Source organism: Streptomyces sp. NPDC043853, assembly GCF_056436025.1.
Genome location: NZ_JBWKDJ010000001.1, coordinates 349,165 through 368,662, shown reverse-complemented (window position 1 = coordinate 368,662; position 19,498 = coordinate 349,165). Strand labels below are relative to the sequence as shown.

The following is a 19,498-nucleotide window of genomic DNA, read 5'->3' as shown; positions in this document are numbered from 1 at the left end:
CGAGGGCTTCTTCGGCTTCAGAAAAACCCACCGCCGGGGACCCGCCTCTGGCCCCGCGGGTGTACCTCTCGGGCGCCCCGGCATGTACGGACTGCTGGCCAACCGGATGATGGGGTTCAACGGCCACCCGGTCGTCGTCGTCAACCGGCCTGCCGGCCCCGACGATTTCGTCAGCGGTTCCGGCCGCGCGCCGAGGTGGTTCGAAATCATCACCAGCCTGGAGCAGCACGACGGTCTCAGCGCCATCGGACACCAGCAGGCCTGCGGCCTTCGCGTCGCGCAGGCCGAGAAGCTGGGCCACCTGGTCGCCGTGCTGCAGGAGACCGCCCCGGTTGTCCTGCTCGCTGTCAGCACCGATGGCCCCAAAGGCGATCTCGTGCTCGGCCCGGACGCCGACTGCGACGCCGGCCCTCAAGATCTGCGGCCGCTGTTCGAGCTGGTGCGCCGGACCGAGGGCCTCAAGCCCTTCGGGGCACGGCTTCACCACGCCGGTCGTCGAGATCGAAACAGATCACCACGGGTGCTTGAGCCCCGTACAGGAGGAGACCATGACGACGCCACCGACCACTTCGCGTCTGCTCGGCATCGGATGGTGCGCCCTCGTGCCGTTCGCCGTCGTCGCGGTCTACCTCGGTCTGGGCACCGTCGCAGTCAGCCTCATCGGAGAGCCGATCGTCGCGACCTGCGTCCTGGGCATGCTTGTTGTCATCCTGGTCGGCTCAGTGAGGATCCAGCGGCCCCAGTGGCTCGCGCATGCGCCGGCCCCGCGGCCGCGCGTGGAAGTTCCGCGCTTCGGGTGGACCGCCGTCGGCTGCGCGGTTCTGGCATTCCTCGCCGGGCAGTCGATGGCCTTGTGGATCTACGCCACGACCGGGTCCACGGGCTTCGACGCGTCGAGCCAGACGAGGCACGCGGCCGGAGTGCTGACGACCCTGCTGCTCGCCATGGTCGCGGCTCCTGCGGGGGAGGAGGCCCTGTTCCGGGGGCTTGTCTACCCCTTGCTGCGCAAGCGGGTGAGCATCCTCGCTTCCACGCTGGTCACCGCCGTGGTGTTCGGCCTGCTGCACGGCAACGCCGTGCAGTTCGCCTCGACCCTGCCATTGGCGGTGCTCCTGGCCCTGATCTACGAACACACGCGCGTGCTGTGGCCCTGTGTGCTCCTGCACCTGGGCTTCAACCTCGCTGCCGCCCTTGTTCCAGCACAGGTGCTCTTCCCTCTGGCGAACCCCGTCTCCGCGGCGCTCCTGTACCTGGCTTTCGCCGGCTGTGCCTTTGGGCTCTACCGGCGGGTCGCCGGCTTGACTGCGCCAGGCGCGGTCAAGGCCTCGGGAGGCGAGTCCGCGATGCAGTGAGCGAGGTACTCAGCCTCTTCTGAAAACGATGTTGCCAAGGTCCTGACGTCCATGCCGGGGATCGGCGTCAGGACCGAAGGACGAATCCTCAACGACGTCGGCGATGGATCCGGCGCCCAAACTGGCCTTCTTCCTCTCTGCGTTCGCTTCCCCGGACAACCCGACCTCCCGCAGCTAATGCGACAAGAAGATCAGTCAAGGAGGGCAGCACGCCCAAGCCCTCCTCTGCCTCGCCAGACGCCGAGCCGACCTCCTCGTCGCGATGCTCCGAGACGGCACCTTCTACGAACCCAACCCGCCCCATCAGCTGGACCCAACTCTTCGGGGCACCCGTTGTGTTTTCGCAGTCCTGCAATGGGGCCGCCGGCCTCCGGGCCCGGTATGACTGTGTCCCTCTGTCGAAGGCTTGACCTGGGGGTGGTGTCGCCGGGTCCGTGGGGGTGCCGTCGGAGACGCTGATGAGAGACCCGGCCACCGCCCGGTCCGGCGCAATGCCGGGCGGTTCGCGGGCGACAGGTCTGCATAAGGTGGATGCGCGAGCACGGTGCCACCGCCGAGGCCGACACGGTCAACGCCTGCGTAAGCATGCGATGTTGGGCACCGAAGGCATAGGCGTCTTCCTCGGAATGGACGTCGGCAAGACCGACCACCACGGCCACGGGCTCACCCCGGCCGGGAAGAAGGTCTTCGACAAGCCGATGCCCAACAGCGAACCGAAGCTGCGCGCCGTCTTCGAAGAGATCAAGGCCAAGTTCGCCACCGTCCTGGCCATCGTGGTAGCCCGCCTCGATCGGCGCCCTGCCCCTGACCGTCGCCCGCGACGCCGGCTGCGAGGTCGCCTACCTGTCCGGACTCGCCATGCGGCGGATCGCCGACCTCTACCCGGGCGAGGCGAAAGCCGATGCGAAGGACGCGGCAGTGATCGCGGATGCGGCCCGGACAATGCCGCACAGCCTGCGCTCGCTCGAGCTGACCGACGAAATCACCGCCGAGCTCACCGTCCTGAAAGGCTTCGGCCAGGACCTCGCCGCAGAAGCCACCCGCACCAGCGACCGGATACGCGGCCTGCTCATCCATTTCCACGCATGACTGGAAGCGGGTCCTGGGTCGACGGCCGGACCACCCTGCCGTCAGCTGGCTCCTCGAGCGCTACGGATCCCCGGCCGCACTGCGCAAGGCCGGCCGCCGCAGACTCGTCGAGCTGATCCGGCCCAAGGCTTCGCGCATGGCCACCCGGCTGATCGAGGACGTCTTCGACGCCCTCGACGAGCAGACCGTAGTGGTTCCGGGAACGGGCGCCTCGGCGTAATCATCCCCTCGCCGGCCCGCTCGCTTGCCGCGGTCCACGAACAGCGCCGGGCACTGGAAGCCCAGATCGGCACCCTGCCGGTCCTGGCCTCGATGCCCGGAGTCGGAGTCAGGACCGCCGCCGTCCTGCTGGTCACCGTCGGCGACGGCACGGCTTCCCCAGAGCCGCCCACCTCGCTTCCTACGCCGGCCTCGCTCCCACGACCAGGTCGTCGGGGACCCCGGTCCACGGCGAACGCGCCCCAAGAGGAGGAAACCGCCAGCTCACGCCGATGTTCCTCTCCGCGTTCGCCCGCATGAACGCGGACCCGGCCTCACGCACCTACGACGACCGGCAAAGAGCCCGCGGCAAGACGCACACCCGAGCCCTCCTCCGCCTCGCCCGCCAACGCATCAGCGTCCTGTTCGCCATGCTCCGAGACGGCACCTTCTGAAATCCCGGACTCCCCATGTCGCCCTAGCGCATGACCACACCAAACAGCCTCACACCCGGCACCACGGCATCAATGAGGGACACAGAGACACCCCCCCGGCCGGTCTGCACCGCACGGGAGGGCACCTCTTTCCGTCCTTGCACCCGCACGCACTGGCTCGGCCCGCTCCCTACCCCCCCGGCCTGCACGCCCTGGCGGCAGCCCTGTTCGGGCGGGCGTTCCCATGGGAGCACTCAACGTCGTCGCCCTCGCCGCAGTCGGACGTCACCACGCCGAGTACCCCTCGACGATGGTGCCCGCGGCGCTCGCCGTCGGCAGCCTGATGCGGCGAGCGCAGACCCCGGCTACACCAGAACGCACGCTAAATGCAATCGACTTGACAGGATCGTTGTGCGTAGGGATATCGTGCAAACTCTCAAGTGGGCTGGATGATCAACACCTTTGGTTGACCCGGCCATGCTGTTCTGTTCCGCAACGGGGGGTAAGGCCAGTACATGCGGTGGAAAGCTCGCCGCGTCGGCAAGGGGCATACGGTCAGCCACCCTGCCGTACGCCGAGCGGCCGGGAACATCGTTGAGGAAGCCAAGCGCCGGGCGCAGCCGTTTGACGGCATCTTCCGCCCGCGCAGTGTCCGTGGACCACGACCAGTCCACCGCACTGTTACCCGGGCGTTCACCGGCGCCGTCATCACGATGGCCTTCGTGTTCACCGTTGCGTTCGATGTTGTCGCTGAAATCCCGTACTTCATGGAACCGCACGCCGGCGTCTTGGGTCTACCGATAGGCATGGGCCTGGTTCACTGCACATGCGAAAAGTCTGACGACTACTTGGCTCAGCCTGCCGACGCATGACTGAGCGCGGGGCGGGTTGGAGCTCCGAAGGCAAACGGGGCAGGGGCGAGGGGGACGGGGCGATGAGGTGGGCTGCTCAACGGGGGACCGCCCGGAGCGGGGAGAGTGGCGGGTTGCGTGCAGAACCAGGCGGTACAACGCCGATGCACCTCGCGAGAGCAGTCATGCAGTGGCGCAGGGACCCTTCGCGACGCGCCCTCTTGAAGGAATGCGAGAAGCTGCTCGCCGATCTGCCTGTGCCCACTCCCTTCAGTGTCGAGGCGTTGGTCCGGAACATGGAGCACGCACTGAAGCGTCAGATTCGGCTGGTGCCCTTTGACGACCCGGACGGAGGGCTGGGAACGGCCTGCGGCCTTCGAGTCAGGACGCCGGAGTTCACGGTCGTGCTCTACCGGCGCCGATCCAGCCGGAACCAGACCGAGCACATCATCCTTCATGAGCTGGCGCACGAGTGGCTGGACCACGGGAGCACCCTGAACGATGAAGAGGTCGAGCGATACGTCCCTGAGCACATCCGGGAAGAAGTCCTTCGTCGATTCCCGTTGGCTCTGGTCCAAGGCCGCGTGAACTACGACAGCCCGGAGGAGCAGCAGGCCGAGTTGTCGGCGTCCCTGATCAAGAGGTTGGCCCGCCGCCAGCCGTTGGCCGGCGACGACATGGTCAGCCTCTTGGAGTCCTCGCTCTCCCACCCGGTTGCTCCGCCGCGGCGTGGCTCCAAGAACGAATAACGGACGGCATGCTCGACTTCTTCAGGTACCTGACCGCGGCAGTGATGACTCTCATAGCCGTCTGGCGATTCCCCGCCGTCCGGTACGGTGACGCGCACCGCCGAGCCCTCTGGGGCGGCTACGCCGGATTCTCCGTGGCCTTGTGGCTCTACACACCGGCAGCGATGCAGGCCGTGGACCGCATCCCCGTGATCGATCTGAGCGCCCTCCTGAGGCACTTCGCCAGCACCGCCGCCATCATCGCGTCCCTGACGTACGTTGCGACCAGCTACGGCAAGAGCTCCGAGGCCGTGGTGCCACGACACGTCACGGTGTCGCGCTGGATCGCCCGTGCCTCCTACCCGGTGGGCGCAATCGGCGTGACCCTGCTCACCATTCTCTTTTTCACCGTTGTGGACCGCCAGCGGCAAAGTGAAGACTTTCTCAGCGATCATGCAGGGGAATTGGGCGCCGCTGCGTATATGAGCGTCTTCTACTTCTTCCCGCTCGTCACAACCGCCGTCTGCGGCTACCAGTGGTCGCGGGGGGCGCGAGAAGCCGAGACGATCAGTATGCGAATCGGTCTCAGGCTCATGGGAATCTCGATGTGGATGGGGCTCCTCCACACGACGGCCCGAATCGTCATCGTGTGGACGGCGGTATTTTTCCCGCTGAGTCATTCCACAATGGAGATGCTCATTGATCTCACGGCGATGTGGATGAACCTGCTCTTCCTGATCGTGGCCGTAGGCGCGAGCATCCCCACCACCAGCGTCGTTGCTGCTCGCTGGAAGACATGGAAGACCCTCTACCGGCTTCACCCGCTCTGGTTCGACCTGGTGAAGGCGTTCCCCGGAACGAGTCTCTACCCGCCCGGGTCGCGCCTGGCCGAGCTGATCCACATGCGGGTCCCCAGCGATGTCCGCCTGGACCGATGGACCCAGGACATCGCTGATGCCTGCGAGAAGCTCCGGTACTACGCCCCGGAGACGCTCCTGTGGGCTGCTGAGGAGGCAGCCGCGTCGCACCCCGACCCCGAGCCGGGCGCCGAGGCGTACTGGATCGCCGCGGCGCTCCGTGCCGCTGCCACCACGAAGCCCAGCCAATACGCGACGGGCCCGCTCCAGGAGAAACCTTTCGTCGACACGAACAGCGAGGCGGCTTGGCTCGTGCGAGTGAGCAAGGCTTACGCGGTCATCACCCTGGGCGACGCTCAAGAGCTTCTGGAGCAGTCTGCGGAGCTGAGTCTTGAACCGGACGCGTAAAACGCTGAAGAAGTCGACTCAATTGGGAGGTCGCGTGAAATAGAAAACAGCCCCAGGTGCTATTGCCGCCCTTCGGATTCGGGCGGGGCCGCCAGTCCCGCAAAGAGGTGGCTGGTACCGTGGGCCAGACAGTGGGTGGCATCGTCTTCCGCCCTGTAAATACCGCCGACCCTGGAAAGCGAAGCGCAGGCGCTGTCGCCGCCACGCGTATGCCGGGGCCGGAACGCTGTCCAGTACGGGCGGCGCCCAGATTCTCAGCACTGGAGTTCCTGCATGTCTCAGCACACCGGCCTCGTCCTCGACTTCGGAGGCGTGCTCACCACACCGCTCCTGCCCGTGGTGCTCGCCTTCGAGCAGCGTGAAGGGCTTCCCCAGGGTGCATGCATCTCGGCCCTGTACCAGGACGAAGAGGGCGTCCGGATCACCAGCGACCTCGAGCGCGGAGCGGTCAGCCAGACCGAGTGGAACGAGTTCGCCGGCAAGAAGCTGGGCGTCTCTCCCGACAACCTGATGGGCAGGATCTTCGGAGGCCTGCGTCCGGAGCCGCTGCTGATCAACGCGGCCGCCGCGGCGCGGCGAGCGGGGATCAAGGTGGGCATCCTGTCCAACTCGGTGGGCCTCGCGCCCTGGGACCTCTACGACGGCTACGACCTCGAGAAGCTGTACGACGTCGTGGTGATCTCCGAGCACCACCAGCTGCGCAAGCCCGACCCCGAGCTCTTCGAGATCACGCTCAAGCTCATGGAGATGCCTGCCGAGCAGTGCGTCTTCGTGGACGACACCGAGGCGTACGTCCAGGCGGCGGAGCAGCTCGGTTTCGCGGGGGTGCACAACAAGGACCCCAAGCAGACGGTGGTCGACCTGTCGAACCTGCTGGGCGTGGACCTCACCGCCGCGCCGTAGCCGTCCCCCGAGCAGGCGCCTGGTCCGGCCGTCCCCGGCTGTTGACCACCTCACTGCGAGGTGGTCAACGGCCGGGGATCTGCGTTGTGCCGGTGCGGTTCGGGACCCTGGTCGTACGCGTCAGGACTGCGGGGGCGGTTCAGCCGCGAAGGGCGTCAGGCTGAGGGCGGGAAGCGGCCGGTTCTGCCAGGCCCAGGGGCGGACGGCTCGGCGGCGCTGTCAAGGCGTGGCGCCGGCGTCACTGCTCGCTCTGCTCGCCCGGCAGCTTGTTCTTCAGCTCTCCGACGACTTCGTTGATCTTGGCCATCATGCCGGCCGACAGCCCTGCCTGGTTGCCGCGGGCGGCGAGGCCGAGGATCTGGCCTTGGTGGATCGACCCCAGGAAGCGGATGGCTTCGAGGAATTCACCGGCCGCAGGGCTCAACTCGGCGTCGTCCTGGAAGAGGGCGATGTCGACCTGGAGAGCGTGAGCCAGGCCGGCGCGTACTGCGTCCGAGACGGTCGTCGGGGCGCCCGAACGAAGCGTGGCGATATCATCGGCAGTCATGTGCGTCGTGCCGCTGTGGTCGTTGACGGCTTGCGCGATCTGCTCGTCGGACGGAGGCGTCTGGCCTGCGTACCCGTGCTCCAGAAGATAGTTGATCTTCTCGCCGACCGTGCGAGGTGCAGATGGACGAGCTTCCCTCAGCGGCCGCACCCTGCGGAGCCCGAACGAGACGTCCTGCGCGGCCAGTAGCTCTTCCGTGGTCACCCCGTAGGCGTGCGAGAGAGGTCCCACGTAGGCATCCTGGAGCCGACGCCTGCCGGATTCCGCGTTGCTCAGCGGCACGCGACTGGCATGGATGGCCTCGGAGGCCTGCGCCACGCTGAGGCCGGCGTCGCAGCGGAGCAACTGCAGGTCCACGGGTCCGTCGTAGGGGAAGAGGGCGTCAAGGTCCTGACCAAGTGCCGACGCGATCCCTGGGAGTTTCTCCCCCTTGGGGAACTCCTCGCCGCTCTCCCATCGCGCCACGGTGGGGCCGCGGACGCCTACTCTCGCGCCCAACTCCTTCTGGCTGAGCTCCTTGCCCCGTCTGACAGCTCGCACTCGGCTGCCGTCGAATTGACGTGGCACATGGACTCCTGCGACTTGGCGGTCTGGACCTCGGGTGGCGACGAGAGAACCCTAACGGAAACCGGCTTGATCGATCCATGCATCTACCGTACGTTTCTGTATCGCGCTTGACGGTGGGGCTCTTCTCGCGCGTCGATCTTATGCCCCGATTAGTCCATCGCTCAACTACCCGCCCTGTTCAAGGCGGGTCCACCGGACCAGGTCATGCAACGGCCTAGGAGCCTGGAAGGATCCCACCGATGATCCAGTCTCACTCAGAGTTGTCCAACTCTGGCGAGTTCAAAGGTTTCAACGAAGCTCGGCGCATCATGTGGTGCTATGAGGCTCGTGCCCGCGTGTCCGAGCGGTTCGAGGAGACGAGCTTCATCGGTGACACCAACGTTGCGGCGGTCCACGTCGACAACACCACCCGGGCAGACCGCGTGTTCCTCGTGGCGTTCGACGAGGCCGGCCGGCAGGTCGGCGTGGACACGCTCTACGTCGACGGGCCGAATCAACACCTCGACATCGCTTCCGAGTTCGACCACGACTTCACTGGGATGGACGTCGTGCCCAACTCGCAGCTTGAGCAGGCCATCTCTCGCGAGAACGGCTGGGTCGTCAACCTGAAGGTGCTGCGCGAGTACGAGCCCTTGGCCGATCGCCGGGCCACGCAGCGTGCGGTGTTCTTGGTGCACCTGCAGGACATGATGAAGAACGGCGAGGTCCGCGGATTCCTGTTCGGCCAAGGTGAGTCCGATGAGGCTGATGCGGCGTGAGGGTCCACGATCTTGTACGACAGACGACCCCGCCGGTCAGGCTGCCGGCGGGGTCGCCTGATCTCTGACGCTGTTACGGCGCTGCATCCTCGCAACGAGGGGGGATCGGCACAGCTGATCCGGGTGTCGAACCCACGCCAAGTGCGGGCATGCCGTGGACCGGCTCATGCCGGTCCCGGGTGACGTCGGTCCCGGGTGACGCCTGGCGGTGAGCCCCGCGAGGTCACGCGAGTTCATCTTCGACACAGTCGCCTTCCAGGAGTGGAACCCGTGATGCCGCCCCGACGGCCTCGTGGCGTCAGGGCGTCGATTCAGGCTCGGTACGTGATGGTGTTGCCCTGTCGCGTCGTCACGCCCGTGGGATGAGCCGCGAGGCCCACTCGTGGATGAGATCCGAATTCTGGATCTTGTTGGCCTCGACCAGAACGCCGATCGGAACCCCCGTCCTCCTTGAGATCTCGGCGAGCGTATCGCCTGGCACGATGGTGCGCGGCTTCGTCTTCGGCGCGGGCTCGGCGGGTGCGCCCGATCCGTTGCGCTCGTCCTCGTCCTCGTCCTCGTTCTCGCCGGCGCGACCGGGCTTCGAAGTCGGACTCGCCCCGCTCTCCTCCTGCTTCCCCGTGCCGGCCTCGCTCGGCTGCTGGGAGCTGCTGCCTCCGGCGTTCTGTTCCTCGGGGTTGCCCGGTGCCTCGGTCGGGGCGTGATTGCCCTGCAGTGCCTGGGTGAAGCCGCCGTCGGAAGTCGCGAGCTGCGTCAGGCCCCAGCCGGCGAGGAGCGCCGCTCCGCCCGCCATGAGGCCGGCCGCGATGAGCGGCCCGTTGCCGAAGCCCATCGGGCCGGCGTGACTCCGGGCAGCTGCTCTCGTCTGTGCCGTCGGCTTCGACGCCGTCCCCTCTGGCCTCTGAACCGTAGCAGCCATCCCTGCCCCAACTCCTCTATGAATAGCATGCAGAGTCACCCGCGTCTGACATTGGCATTCTACTCATAGTCGAATCCAAGTCAATGCAATAAGGGATTGAATGGTAGTTGAAACCCTGCGCGAGAGGTCACCAGCCGCACAGTACCGCGACGATCATTCACGCCGAGGTCCGGTTCGCGATCCCAACATCTTCTGCTCTGGCCGATCTGAGCAGGGTGGCCGCGGGTTCAGCGTCCGAACTGCGACCTGGGGCCGGCTGGGTCAACCCCGGGGGAGTGGGCTATCGATGCTCTGCTCCTGATGCGCACCGTGCGGGACTGGGGCGCGGGCTCCTCCTTCTCTTGCCTGGCCCGCCTCTCCGAGATGGAGTGAGCCATCATTCGACGTCCATGTCGACTCGGCGATGGCCCTCGTATACGAGTCGACAACAAGCCAATCCAGACTGACTATACTGAAGGTATGACTCGCAACGACAATCCTCACGGCGGCAGCGGTCCCGGCGCCGAGCTCCCGAAGTTCTCTGTCAATGTCGTCCCGACAGACCAGCTCAGGCACGAGGAACTCGCCACGGTCCTGAACCTCTATCGCCGCGGCCAGATCACGCCGCTGATCTTCGGAGACGGCAACAAGCCCGAGGCCGCGATCATCCCCTTTGCCGCGTTCGTGCGCCTCATGAAGTACGACCACGCGGCCCACGTCCACGCTGAGGCTGATTTCCAGGCCGAGCTCTCCCATCGCATCCAGGAGTCCGACGCCTCCGGCGAGGCGGGCATGACCATCGAAGAGCTGGCCGAGAGCCTCGGCCCGCTCGGTCAGCAGTGGGCGGATGACCATCGTGCTGCCCAGCAGAAGAAGCGTCATGGGTGAGCGTCGGCCTGTCATCCGCATCCTGCCGACCGCCGGTCTCAAGCAGGACCTCCAGACTCTCCACGACGCTGCGCTGAAGAAACCTCAAGGACCAGAGCACCGGCTCCTGCGCGTGGCTCTCAACCAGCTGGGCCGGATCCAGCAAGGCGCGCCGGGCACGCACCCGCTGGGGTTCCTGCCCAGTTATCCCGACCTCTCCGATTGTGAGACCACGTACGTCGGCGCAGATCCGAATGCAAAGCCCTCGCACCGGATCGTCTGGCGGGAGCGCGCGCCCCAGCGCCCGGGCGAGCCCGTGATCCGCGAGATCATCGCCCTGGGTGAACGAGCGAACGGGCAGGCCTACTACATGGCCGGCCAGCGTCTGGGCCGCCCTGTGGGCTTCACTCTCGCCGAGCTGGCCGCGCAGCGCGAGCCGATTGCGAGTCCCTCGCGACCCAGGCAGCGCTTGACCGGCAGTTTCGACACGCCATCCATGAACGAGCCTGACCACCAGTTCGAGTGACCTGTACCTGGCCGTGGCCGGCGTGCTCATCGTCCCGGTCGGCGCGCTCGTGCTGATCTTCGTCATCGCCGACGGCTGAACCCCGCGGCCGAACTCATCTCATCCACAAAGAAAATCCCCGTGATGCCTGCAGGGATCACGGGGATTTTCCTTTCTGCCGGCTCCTCGCTTTCTACGACGCGGGCCGCAGCTCACGACCCTCAATGACGCTTTCGAACTTGCCGGCATCCCCGATCGTCCCGTAGGTCTCCGGTGGGGCGTCGTACTCATTGCCCCCCAGTCGGCGGTTGAAGCTGCTCGATGCGGAGAATTTGAGAACCACGTAGTCCTCGACGTTGCTCTTGCCGAAGCGCACCTTGTGACCCTTGTGGTCCTGCCGGTAGAAGCGGCCGAAGCTCGTGAGTACGACCGCCTCTCCGCAGCTGACCGCCCCAGTGAGTTCACCAAGCAACGACTCGTATACCTTGTTCACCACTCGTATGGGCAACTGGCTGCGAGTCGCGACCCGCGAGATGAACTCGCGCTTATTGACACGCGGTGTCTTCGTCGTTTCCATGTCTACACCCTGTCCTATCGCCGTTCCTGAAACGGTTCCAATCGGAAGTCAGTCTATCGGAGACAGTCATGAGTGGAGAAGGGGAGTTGGGTGTATCAAGTGCAGTCACTGTGCTTATCGTTACCCATTTGACTAGATTTCCAGATCCGGCTCGATCCCCTCCCGGTCGCCCCTGGGCTCATAGTCGACCGACTCGATGATGCTCCGCGTGTTCGGATCGCGGCGATGGTTCACGACCTTGTCGTGCGACTCCTCGAACCGCTGCTGCGCCGCCACGCGGTGGGCCGCATCGAGCTTCGCGCCGATGTTGCGCTCTCCGAACTCCATCATCGAACTCAGTGCCGACGTCGCGCCCTGCCGGAGCGCGCTGACGTGCGGCTTGTTCTGCGCCCGCTGCTGCTCCCATCGGCTCCGATCCTCCGGTGTGACGTAGCCGAACATCCGCGCGAAGCGCGATCCGAACCTGACCTGCTGACCCTCGCCCTGTTCCTGGCTCATGCCCCCTCCTCCTGCTCCTCGTTCGTGTTCTCGAATCGCGCTCAGGTGCGCTGGAAGTCCTCGGAGTCGGCCTCGGCGTTCGGGCCGTTGTTCTGCGCGCCGGCCTCCCGCTCGGCCGACGGACCCGTAGGGCGCGACCGCGGCTTGAGTCGCTGCTCCTCGAAGAAGGCCCCGGGGTCGTCGACCGCCGTCTGCAGTGTCTGCTGCCAGTTCTCTCCGAGGCTCCGCTTCAGCTGAGCCTCGAGATCCGGGTACTTCTCGTTCACTGCCTCCATCGCGTCGACGTAGGCGTTGGAGTAGACCCGCTGCTGCTCCTCGGGTGGCAGACTGTCGATGTCCATGCTCGCGATCATCACCTCGGACTGGTCCAGGCGGTGCTGGACCATGTCGGGCAGCCCGCTGGTGTCCAGACCCTGTTTCTGCGCCGCGAAGCCGACCAGATAGCCGAGCACGTTGCCCCCGTAGGCCTCTTGGTCGCCGCGGCCCAGCGCGTTGAGAAGCGAGGTCTTCATCGTCTCGGCGAGCTGAACCTGGTGGGCGTGCGCGTCCATGGGTCGGCGCAGTGTGAACATCCCGTCCTCGGGCAGACGCCGGCCCAACTGGTCGTCGAACTCCCCGTTCCAAACCGTGTGGACCCGGTCGGAGCCCGCGATCCGCTCTTCGTGTGCGGGGGCCTTGACGATCCGTCCGTGGGCCACGCCGTTGAACATCGTGCGCAGCTCGGGCTCGTACTCCATCCGCTCGCCGATGATCTTTCGGGCGCGCTGGACGACCTCCCGGCGCTCCAAGCCGTCTTCGCTCATCTGCTCGTACAGCCGCTTGCGCAGCGCCTGGTAGCCATCGCGGATCAGGCCGACGTCCGCGCCCGGCTCACGCATCTTCCAGAAGGCGTTCTCCATGAGCGCGACCTCGGTCATGGCTGCCGAGTCCGTAGTGAACATCTCCCGGTGGCCGCGCTCACGATGCTGCATGGCGTCGAAGCGCGTGCGCCACTTCTTCGACAGGTGGTCACGCGGATCCGTGCTGCCGATCAGGCGCTCGCGCCGGGCCCCGCTCGGCAGGTCCTTGAAGATCCTCTGCCGGTGCGTGATGCCGCTCTCGGCAAAGGCCACCATGCCACGGGTCCGGGTGTCGATGCGCTCCTGGATCTTGTCCTTGAGGGGTTGGAGGTAGCTGTCCATCTCCTTCTTGAAATCCGGGGCGAGCATCCGCATCGTCATCACCATGCCGACCGTCTGGATGATCGAGTTGGCATTCACTCCGCGCGAGAGCGGCTTGAGACACGACTGCATCATCATCTGCATGTAGACGTGGTGCATGACGCCGAGATCCTGCGTCCGCTCCTCGTCGGTGAAGCCGGGCACCAACAGCTTCGAGTCCCGCAGCGAGGCCATGTATTTCTCGCAGGCCAGCCGCGTCTCCGCCCTGAGTTTGAGCAGCTGCTCGCGCTTGTCCAGGCCCTCGCTCTCGTCCTCGGCCCGGTCGACGTCGATCCCGTGCACGCGGTCACGGTCGGCCATCCGCTTCCGGGTCTTCTCACCGAAGAACTCGCGGGCACGGTCCCGGAGCCGCTCACGCCAGGCGCGCGCACCGTCCGCGTCCTGCGGCTCCGGATCGTCGATCACCTCGGCGTCGATCGGCTCGTCCGAGCGTGAGTCCCAGTGGGCGTAGGTGTTGCCCCGCGGCTCACCGGTCCGAAGCCGATCGTCGCCGACCGGAAGCACCTTGATCGCGCGCCGGCGGCCCGCGGGTCCTGTTCCCAGTTCCTTGTGCTGTGCCATTCTCAGTACCCCATCCCGTAGTCGTCGTCGTTGACTTCGGGCTGATCGATCTCGATGCTCGGCGTGTAGACCGGGCGCCTCGGGCCCACGCTCACGGCATGCGCGGAGCGGCGCTGCGAGCCGCGGGTGCGGGACGCCGCCGCGTCTTGAGAGATCACGTCGCGCTTGACCACCGAGTCATCGACAGCGATCACGGCGTGGTCCAGGCTGTGCCTCTCGGTGGAGCCCAGCTGATCGAGCCGCCATGACATCTGCATCCGAGCCTTCAGAGCCGCCGAGCACGCGAACTGCTGGTTCTTCTCGCCGTCGTAGACGCTCTCACGGTTCTTGGCCGCCTCGACCAGATCGGCGAACGCGCCGACGTAGGCCATCCGGTCCATCACGGTTCCCCGCAGCGACACGTCTTCTTCCAAGTTGCGGATGAGCCCGGTCGCCGGGTCCTCCAGCGCACTGGCCACGCGGGCCACGTACTCCGGGTTGACCCTGACTCCGAAGCCGTCCTTGGATTCGTAGAACTCGACGAACTGCTTCTCCCACTCCTCGGCCGTAGCCTGGACGGGCTCACCGTCCACGAATGCCGTGCGCCACTGGCCCGGGCTGACACGCTCGATGCTGCGGCCCCTCCAGAGCTCACGGCCGGGGCCCTGGAGCATCGCGTACTTGTGCCGGGCCTCGGCAGCATCGTGCTTCGCCTGCAGGATCGACTGGGTCACCGGGTAGGTGACCTCCAGGACGGCCTTGAGATCCTCGCCGCGCAGCGCGCACACGGCGCGCTGGCTGAACGAGCCACCCAAGCCGGTGCCGTGGGACTTGATCGCCGTGGCGAACATCGAGGCCTCCTGGTCGGATTGGGTGATGCCGGGCGTGCCCTGTGCATCGCCCAGGTTCCGGGCGTAGTCCTCGAGCTTCTTCTCGCTCCCCTTCGCGCCGGTCTTGACACAGACCTCGCGCACGCTCTGCAGGTGTGCCTCGCGATCCGAGAACGTCAGAGCCGCACCGAACTCGCCGCGCTGCGCCCGGCGGTACAGCCCGCTCAGCTCCTCCGTCACGATCTGCTGGGCGCGCTTGATGTCCTCCGGCGACTCCGAACCCGTGATGGCCCGCAGCCGGAGCCGGTTGGCCTCGCTCCGTGAACGCTCCAACCCATGAGCCATTCCCGCGTTCTTGGAGAGCGCGACCTGGGTGTCCAGCGACACCTGCATGGCCAGCGGGTGTGAACCATCGCCCTTGACCACTCCGGTGTCCAACAGATTGGCCGGCACCGAGAGCTTTGCCAGGGCCTCAGCCTTGGCTGCCTCGCTGTACAGCTTCACCACGGCGACGGCATCACCGTCGAAATCGCCGTCAAAGCAAGCGTCCATTACCGGGTTGATCGCCGCGCCGGTGAGCCGGTCGTCGATCGCGATCCGCATGTAGCGCACACCGGCGTCACGGAGCACCGGGTCACGCCACACCAGCGCGTGGTCGCCCTCGGCGAGCCCCAACTTCGCAGCCTTGACCGAGCTGAGCGCGATTTGGTCGACGTCCAGCCGTGGGTCTGCGGTCCACACCATCGTCGCCGAGTCGGTGAGCCGTGAGGACATCAGCCCGGTCTTGAAGATGTTGCTCGTGCCCGTCAGCACTCGGTTCTGGACGTCGGTCGTGATCGCTTCGAAGGCGCGCTGAGCGCGCGAGACCGACTCGCTCATGCCGCGACGCACCTCGGCGCGCTTCTCGGCGGACAGACCCGGGCCGTCCAACTGCTCGGCCATGTAGCGGTAGCGGCAGGCCTCCACGAAGACGTCCTGGTAGCTGCGGGTGTAGTCGTGCGTGACGGAGGACCCATCCTCGAACTCCTGACCACTACGCAGATGCGAGGACATCACCGGCAGCTTCCACGAGATCGCGCTCACCGTCTCGGTCTGCTCACCGGTCGGATACGTGAGCGGAAACGGGATCTCCATGTCGCCACCGCGGTCGCCGATGAGGTCGCCGAAGGACTTGCGCATCGCCATGGTGTTCAGTCCCGGGAGCTGGCCCGCCTTGCGCGGCTGCGTGCGCAGCAAGTCGGGCATCGGGATGAACCGACGCTCGGTACGCTCGTCGAGGCCCTCGGCCTGGCCGATCACGCGCAGCGTGCCGTCGGCGTCCATGTCCATGCCGGATACCAGCAGGTACTCGCGCAGGCTCGACTCGGCCCCGCTGTTGTGGCCGTAGAACTCGCGCATGATCGCCGGACAGTCCTGAGACTGCAGCGCCCAGGCCAGTTGAGCGGAGGCCTTACGGCCCTTGCCGGCACGCACCTGCTCGTCGTCGTAGATCTTCGTCTTCTCGTCGACAGCCATATGGGTGACCACGAAGCGCATCTCGCCCAGGGCACTCGGCCGCAGTTCTCCGTTGGGCGAGCGTAGATCGGAGACGTTCCCGCTCATCAGCTCGCGCGCCGAGCCCGCGTTGCGCCGGGAGATGAGGCTGAACGGACTCATCACCACGTCCAGACCCGGGTTGGCCCGGAACCAGTTGACCTCTTCGACGACGGCCTGCTGCTGCGCGTCGTGCAGAGGCATGTCCCGGTCGACGATCAGCGAGATCACGCCTTTGTTGCCGTGCAGATCCGAGATCTTGTCGCCCACGACGAGATCGCGCTCCCGACCGCCGGCCCCGCGGATGCGGTGGCGCCCGGCGAATTCCTTCGACACCACGATCGGGTCGTCAGCCGTCCAGCCGCCGAAGGTCATCAGCGCCGTCTTCGCCGGCGCGGTGACCTCAGAGGACTGCATGATCGTCGAGGCCGTCATCTGCTGACGGTCGAATGGGTCGTACCTCAGCGTCTCGAGCTCGGGGAGAGCCATGAGCGGCGCACGCTGTCCGGCCACGCTCTCGTCGCCGGGCACGATCCGACCATCGCTGTCGACCTGGGCAAGAGTGGTCAGGTACCGCACGATGCCCTGGTTGGTCGCGCCTCCGGTCATCACCGGGTCGAAGTAGCCGCTGGGCGCTGCCACGTTGTTCCGGTCCTTGCCGGTGAGCACCGCCATGTTCCGCCCGCCGGTGAGCCGCCAGGCGTCGAAGTGGTTGTCATCAGCCGGGTCGGTTCGGTCGCGCTGGGCCCTGTACTCGGCGTAGACGGTCGAGCCGGCCTTGATCTCGTTGGAGTAGCGCACACGGCGCGCCTCGGTCTGCAGGATCGCTGCCGTCCACTCCTCCAGGTGTGCCTTGATCTCGCCGGTGGACTCGTCCTGCCGGTACGTGGTGGCGCGCTCGATGTAGTCGATCGGGTGCTTGGTGCCGTAAAGCTGTGAGTAGACCGTGTTGAGCGAGGAGGGCTCGCCGGTCTCGCTCCGCCCGGTGATGAGGTCACCGGCGATCTGGTACTGGATGCGCTCGTGCATGAGCTGCTCGTAGCCGCGCAGGCGCGTGCGCTCCTCGACCGAGGTCGGCGCCTCGCCCGGAGTCTGGGCCGTGATCGTGGCCTCGTAGCCGGGCACGATCAGGGCGTTCTGCCCGCCGGCGAAGGCGGTGGTGATCTCGCCGTACTCGCCGACATCGAAGACCTGGCCGATCTCACCCGAGATCGGAGCTCCCTTGCCGTCACGGCGAAGCTTCTCGCCACTCCAGCGAATGACGCCGTGATCGTCGACCAGGATCTCGGAGACCGTCGCCGCGTTGCGCTCGATGCTCTCGCGCACGGTGACCCCGATACGCCGCATGAACGCGGACTCGTGATCGGCGATCGGCACGGAACGCTCGGCGTTGAAGCGGACGAGCCGGTCCTTGAACCGGGTCGTCTGGAAGGTCGAGCCCATTATCTCGTCAGGGGAGATCTCGCAACGACGAAGCGCTGAGGCGAGGTTGTCGAGGTTCGACCACTGCCCGGTGGGGCTGGTCATGTATCGCGCCACCCGCTCCGGGTTGAAGCGCTGATCGACCCACTCGCCGTCGACGTCATGCGGCTCCGCCTCCCAGGTCCCGATGAGTTCGAAGGGAACGTCCTCAGCGTGCTGTCGGACCTTCTCGACGGCGGTGCCGCCGTAGACAAGGTTGCCCATCTCGGGCGCCTCCTCGGCCTGCAGCTCGCCGATCCCCTCCAGCCGTTGCTGGTACATCTCTTCGGTCGCACCCGGGCGCAGCAGTTCGCTGTGCGCGCCTGTGAGCACGTCCCAGTACGAGCGCTGGATCGCAGCGACCTCGGAGTCAGCCGAGTACTCCGGCGGTTCGATCGCATCCAGCTGTCCGCCGGTTCGCTCCAGCTCCGTCTCGGCACGAGCAATGAGGTCCTCGACGCCGAGGGCTGCCCGCAGGTTCTCCCGAGCGCTCTCGACGGCCGTCTTCGCATAGGCCGCGGCCGACTCGGTGTCGAGGAAAAAGGCCGGCAGTGAGCGGTTCTTCGCGTCCCGGCGCAGCATCACCTTCGAGCCGGGCCGAGGGCGGGACTCACCGGGGGCCACGTAGTCGCCGACCACGAACATCGACTCACGGTCGACGTGGTAGCTGTCGGGCACGTCCACCACCATGCGGCCACGGCCGGGCTCCTGGTGCGTCGCGCCGGTCTCGCCGGCGGCGCGCCCCGGAAGGTCCGTACGCTCGACGCGGTGTCCCTGGGCGAAGCGCAGTAGTTGGACGGCCTCCGCCGGCGAGGGAGAGTAGACCGCCATGCCGCCGGGAACCCGGTGGTTCGTCGAGTAGCGCAGCACGGTGCCGTTGTCGTATATCCGAGCTCCGGCGTACTCCTCCTGGCGTGTGTCGATGAGGCGGATCTCCATGCCGGTCCCAGCGATCTTCGCCTTGATCTGACCTGGCTCGCGGTCGCGCATCACCGCGTAGGACACGCCCTGGGCCTTCAGCTCTTCGAGCAGTGCTGCCGAGCGCGCCACGGCGCGCCGGGACATGAAGCGGTTGCCGTCGACGCGGTTCGTCTGCGGGTTCCGGCCGCCGTCGATGACCCACTCGCGCACCTGGTCGTACTCCTGCCGGCTCATCTTGTCCATGAGCGCGGTGAGTCCCGCAGCGTCGTCGCTCGTCATCGCGCGGCCTGCCTCGAACGGCCGGCCATTGTCGTCGACCCGCCAGAGCACCATGTTTCCGCGCCGCGGATCGGCCAGGGTCTCCACCTCGCCGCCGGCCACGCGTCCGATCGTCTCGTCCGGCAGGTACAGCAGCGCGGTTCCGGCGCGCTTCACGGTCGCGCGTTCGGACCAGTCGGGGTCATAGGGGCTGATCGGCAGCCGGGCCGACTGCGAGTCGACCTGGGCACCGACACCTGTGACGCGGGTGAACTCCCGCTGCAGCTGCTGATAGCGCTCGTTCTGCGGGGAATGATCACCGAACTGCGGCTCGTAGTCGGACACCTTCTCCCCGAAAGCCTGGTCGATCGCGGAGAGGCAGTCCGCGATGCCCAGCCGGGGGTCGGCCAGTGCGGTGCCCCGCCGGCCGAGGATCTCATCGACTCGGGCGCGGATCGCCTTGGCCTGGGAGATCGGAATGACCTGTCCGGCCTGCACCCGGGCCTGCTCGACTGCCTTGTAGTAGACGTACTCGTAGAAGTACTTCCGCAGTCCGCGTGCCTTCTTCATAGTCAATCAGCTTCCTGTGGATGCTCCGGGTTGTATAGAGCTTACATCGCCTATCGAAAGAGAGTTGGAAGCTATTCGAAAGGTCAGTGCCGAGGCTGTCTATCTTGGGTGAGAGATGGCCTCGGCAC

13 protein-coding genes and 3 pseudogenes are annotated in these 19,498 nt (G+C 66.5%); 9 read left to right on the top strand and 7 right to left on the bottom strand.

What is annotated here, in order from left to right:
• Window positions 1-548: 548 nt before the first annotated feature.
• The 6 genes and pseudogenes from AC067U_RS01500 to AC067U_RS01475 all read left to right on the top strand — a co-directional run bounded on the left by AC067U_RS01500 (window position 549) and on the right by AC067U_RS01475 (window position 6,820).
• A complete protein-coding gene (locus AC067U_RS01500; RefSeq protein WP_478827565.1) occupies window positions 549-1,352 on the top strand; it encodes a lysostaphin resistance A-like protein in 804 nt (267 codons plus the stop codon).
• Between the two features lie 39 nt (window positions 1,353-1,391).
• Window positions 1,392-1,644: pseudogene (locus AC067U_RS01495) on the top strand (IS110 family transposase); the annotation flags it as partial.
• Between the two features lie 298 nt (window positions 1,645-1,942).
• Window positions 1,943-3,091 (top strand): annotated as a pseudogene (locus tag AC067U_RS01490) (IS110 family RNA-guided transposase); the annotation flags it as partial.
• Between the two features lie 997 nt (window positions 3,092-4,088).
• The gene (locus tag AC067U_RS01485; protein ID WP_478827564.1) at window positions 4,089-4,673 is read left to right on the top strand and encodes a hypothetical protein; all 585 of its coding nucleotides are present in this window, start codon (window positions 4,089-4,091) and stop codon (window positions 4,671-4,673) included.
• Between the two features lie 8 nt (window positions 4,674-4,681).
• Window positions 4,682-5,917 carry an MAB_1171c family putative transporter gene (locus AC067U_RS01480; protein ID WP_478827563.1) on the top strand — a complete coding sequence of 412 codons (1,236 nt, stop codon included), beginning with the start codon at window positions 4,682-4,684 and terminating at the stop codon, window positions 5,915-5,917.
• A gap of 273 nt (window positions 5,918-6,190) precedes the next feature.
• Complete coding sequence (locus AC067U_RS01475; RefSeq protein WP_395509888.1) at window positions 6,191-6,820, top strand: HAD-IA family hydrolase; 630 nt, start codon at window positions 6,191-6,193, stop codon at window positions 6,818-6,820.
• Window positions 6,821-7,058: 238 nt separating this feature from the next.
• Here the strand turns inward: AC067U_RS01475 and AC067U_RS01470 are convergent, their stop codons facing one another.
• Both AC067U_RS01470 and AC067U_RS01465 read right to left on the bottom strand, forming a co-directional pair.
• The gene (locus tag AC067U_RS01470) at window positions 7,059-7,724 is read right to left on the bottom strand and encodes a helix-turn-helix domain-containing protein (protein WP_478828252.1); all 666 of its coding nucleotides are present in this window, start codon (window positions 7,722-7,724) and stop codon (window positions 7,059-7,061) included.
• 33 nt (window positions 7,725-7,757) lie between these two features.
• Window positions 7,758-7,907: pseudogene (locus AC067U_RS01465) on the bottom strand (helix-turn-helix domain-containing protein); the annotation flags it as partial.
• Between the two features lie 266 nt (window positions 7,908-8,173).
• Here AC067U_RS01465 and AC067U_RS01460 point away from each other — a divergent pair.
• Window positions 8,174-8,692 carry a hypothetical protein gene (locus tag AC067U_RS01460; RefSeq protein ID WP_365502986.1) on the top strand — a complete coding sequence of 173 codons (519 nt, stop codon included), beginning with the start codon at window positions 8,174-8,176 and terminating at the stop codon, window positions 8,690-8,692.
• Window positions 8,693-9,041: 349 nt separating this feature from the next.
• Here the strand turns inward: AC067U_RS01460 and AC067U_RS01455 are convergent, their stop codons facing one another.
• Window positions 9,042-9,524, bottom strand: a complete 483-nt coding sequence (locus AC067U_RS01455) for a LysM peptidoglycan-binding domain-containing protein (RefSeq protein WP_478827562.1) — start codon at window positions 9,522-9,524, stop codon at window positions 9,042-9,044.
• Between the two features lie 546 nt (window positions 9,525-10,070).
• Between AC067U_RS01455 and AC067U_RS01450 the strand changes: the two genes are divergently transcribed.
• Together AC067U_RS01450 and AC067U_RS01445 are read left to right on the top strand one after the other, a co-directional pair.
• Entirely contained in the window at window positions 10,071-10,478 is a 408-nt protein-coding gene (locus AC067U_RS01450) for a hypothetical protein (protein ID WP_478827561.1), read from the top strand.
• On the top strand, window positions 10,438-10,983 hold the full coding sequence (locus tag AC067U_RS01445) for a hypothetical protein (RefSeq protein ID WP_478827560.1): 546 nt from the start codon (window positions 10,438-10,440) through the stop codon (window positions 10,981-10,983). Before AC067U_RS01450 ends, AC067U_RS01445 begins: the two co-directional genes overlap by 41 nt.
• A 172-nt stretch (window positions 10,984-11,155) precedes the next feature.
• Here the strand turns inward: AC067U_RS01445 and AC067U_RS01440 are convergent, their stop codons facing one another.
• The 4 genes from AC067U_RS01440 to AC067U_RS01425 form a co-directional block, all read right to left on the bottom strand.
• Window positions 11,156-11,539 (bottom strand): HU family DNA-binding protein, encoded by a 384-nt coding sequence (locus AC067U_RS01440; RefSeq protein WP_478827559.1) that lies wholly within the window; start codon window positions 11,537-11,539, stop codon window positions 11,156-11,158.
• A gap of 132 nt (window positions 11,540-11,671) precedes the next feature.
• Window positions 11,672-12,037 (bottom strand): hypothetical protein, encoded by a 366-nt coding sequence (locus tag AC067U_RS01435; RefSeq protein WP_365503001.1) that lies wholly within the window; start codon window positions 12,035-12,037, stop codon window positions 11,672-11,674.
• Window positions 12,038-12,078: 41 nt separating this feature from the next.
• Entirely contained in the window at window positions 12,079-13,818 is a 1,740-nt protein-coding gene (locus AC067U_RS01430; protein WP_478827558.1) for a hypothetical protein, read from the bottom strand.
• A gap of 2 nt (window positions 13,819-13,820) precedes the next feature.
• Window positions 13,821-19,370: a hypothetical protein gene (locus AC067U_RS01425; protein WP_478827557.1), complete on the bottom strand. Its 5,550-nt coding sequence runs from the start codon at window positions 19,368-19,370 to the stop codon at window positions 13,821-13,823.
• Window positions 19,371-19,498: the final 128 nt, after the last annotated feature.